The organism is Prochlorococcus sp. MIT 1303, assembly GCF_001631965.1.
Lineage (GTDB): Bacteria > Cyanobacteriota > Cyanobacteriia > PCC-6307 > Cyanobiaceae > Prochlorococcus > Prochlorococcus marinus_D.
On the sequence record NZ_LVHK01000046.1, the window covers coordinates 1 to 2,343 of the forward strand.

At 44.0% G+C, this 2,343-nt stretch carries 2 protein-coding genes; both read right to left on the bottom strand.

The annotated features are described in order from the left end of the window. Nucleotides 1-399: 399 nt before the first annotated feature. The gene (locus PMIT1303_RS12575; RefSeq protein WP_063399009.1) at nucleotides 400-996 is read right to left on the bottom strand and encodes a 2OG-Fe(II) oxygenase; all 597 of its coding nucleotides are present in this window, start codon (nucleotides 994-996) and stop codon (nucleotides 400-402) included. Continuing rightward, on the bottom strand, nucleotides 993-2,343 hold a 1,351-nt coding region (locus tag PMIT1303_RS12580), incomplete at its 5' end, for a lipopolysaccharide assembly protein LapB (protein ID WP_156487028.1). The genes PMIT1303_RS12575 and PMIT1303_RS12580, both read right to left, overlap by 4 nt.

Consider the following 2,343-nt stretch of genomic DNA (forward strand, 5'->3'; position numbering starts at 1 on the left):
ATCGCTGCGCAGAGATCAGCCTTGTGCATCTGCAGTGATTCGCAAACTAGTGAATAGGTGTCGCGGAAGCTATAGGGCCTCAGCCATTCGCCTTGCTCGGCTTTCTGTTTCACCAGCTCCTGCCAATAGGGCAAACGGCGCAGGGTTTTTCCCAGGTTGGCGCCACTGCTCCGACTACAGCACCACGGTTGTTTTGAGCCAGGCCAATCCGTTCAGTAAAGATAAGCTTTTATTCCCAGGGCTGATACATGCATGGGATGGAAATTTATTAGATGTTATTTTCGTAGTTTCCTTGGTTGTTCAGACTCTTCATTCCATCATCTCCTAGATAGAATTGCTTCTTGATTTCGCGCTATTTTTGAAAGCAGTAATTCGCAAATTCCAAGAATCTATATGTTTCTAACAAAGGTCCATCCATCCAGTGATAATATATTTTTGCCCTTCTTTTACGATATTCCCCTTGTGTGCGTGAGTCCAGTGTGCGGGCCATATCAATGTCAATCCTTTTTTTGGCTGCACTTCTAGCTCATAATGGCTGAAACAAGTAGAGCCTCCCTCCTTTACGCTGTTTAAATATGTCATGAAGACAAGCTCCCGCTCCATGTTGCGTAATGACCTTTCGGTGTGTATTTTCTTGAAATGCTGACCTTTTTCGTATCTCTGAATATTGAAAGCGCCAATGTCCAATTTAGGAGCTGCCTCTTTCAGGAACGGCCATTGAATTAGATAATCTACATAGCACTTATGCAATGCATTCAGGTATTCCTTGAATATCTCGTTCCCAGGCGCAGAGATTTCTCTCGGAAGGATAGTAATGTCATCGCTATTTTTTCTGGCAAGATTTGCTTTCCCTAAACCAGTAGAGCCTTGTACCTGTTTGCTTTTACTATGCTCAAAATAATGTATTATATTGTTGCATAGTGAAAGTGGCTCTATTGCCCATGAGCCTATGAAATGTGGTATTTGGCCTGGTTCTGCGATTCCTATTCTCTTCATGAATGAATTAAAATGCCCTTGCAAAAATCTATCCTCACATAGCCATCGCCTTCCCTGACGAGCTTCAGCCCTTCTGTGTATCTGCCGATTTCAATTAAGGATTTTCCTTTTGCACTCATCGCTGGCCTGAAGCCTGGCCTAAGCGCCATTGCATTTTCTTGCCATTCTATAGATTCTTCGAATCTGCCTAGTAAATGTAACATTACCCCATAATTAAGGCTTGCTTCGGGGCTGTCAGGTTTGAGCTCTATGGATTTAAGTGTGGCCGCAAGAGCTTGATCGAGCTTTCCCAGACATTTGTAAAGGAATCCCAACTTCATGTAGGCGCTGGCGTCATCAGGATTGAGCTCTAAGGATTTAAGAATTGAGGTTACTGCTTGAGCGGGGTTGCCGAGTTTTTGGTAGGTGTCGCCCAGGCTTATGTGCACGCTGGCATTATCAGGTTTAAGTTCTATTGCTCTGTTAATAGAGGCTAAGGCTGTGTCAAAGTTGCCTAGCTCGGTATGGATCCTGCCCAGATTCATATGGGCGATTGGATTATCAGGGCTGAGTGCTAGACACTTGTGGATGTAATTGAGGGCTTGAACAATGTTTCCAAGATTGTGGTAGATTTCAGCCAGACTTATATACACATCAGGGTCATCAGGCTTTAGATCTAAAATTTTGAGGGTATAAGTAAGTGCTTTATCAAGGTTTCCGTTTTTTATATATATGCTTCTTAGAATCATAAGAGCATCGGTGTTGTCAGGATTGAGATCTAAGGAATTAAGAACGGAGCTTAATGCTTGATCAGGTTTGCCGAGTTTTTCGTAGATGTTGGCCAGGATTATGTAGGCATTTGCGTTGTTAGGATTAAGATCTAAGGATTTAAGAATGGAGTTTAGTGCTTCGTCAATCTTTCCGAGCTCTTTGTAGATTCCACCTAGGCTCAGGTGGAATGGGGCGAAATCTGGATTTATTGCAATGGCTTCTTTAACGAGAGTTGCTGCTGCTTGAAGATCCCCTTCCCGTTTAGCGATTAGCCCTAAATTATTAAGTGCTGGAGCATAATTGGGATCTATTGCAAGCGCATGTTTGTACGCTCTTTTTGCTTCTACATTGTTTTGGGTTGCGTTGAAGCAGTTCCCGATTTCCTTGACTATCTCTGGATCTGACTGGTCGAGCTGTTGAGCTTTGAGCAAGAGATCCTGAGCCTGCTCCATCTGCCCTAGGGCTAATAGGGATTTTCCTGCATATTTGTAAGCAACTGCCTGCTCAAGGTCTTGCTCAAGGACTTCTTGGCAAGCCTGTAGGCATTCCTGATGGCGACCAGCTGCTGAGAGTGCTTGGATGGCCGCCAAATCTGTC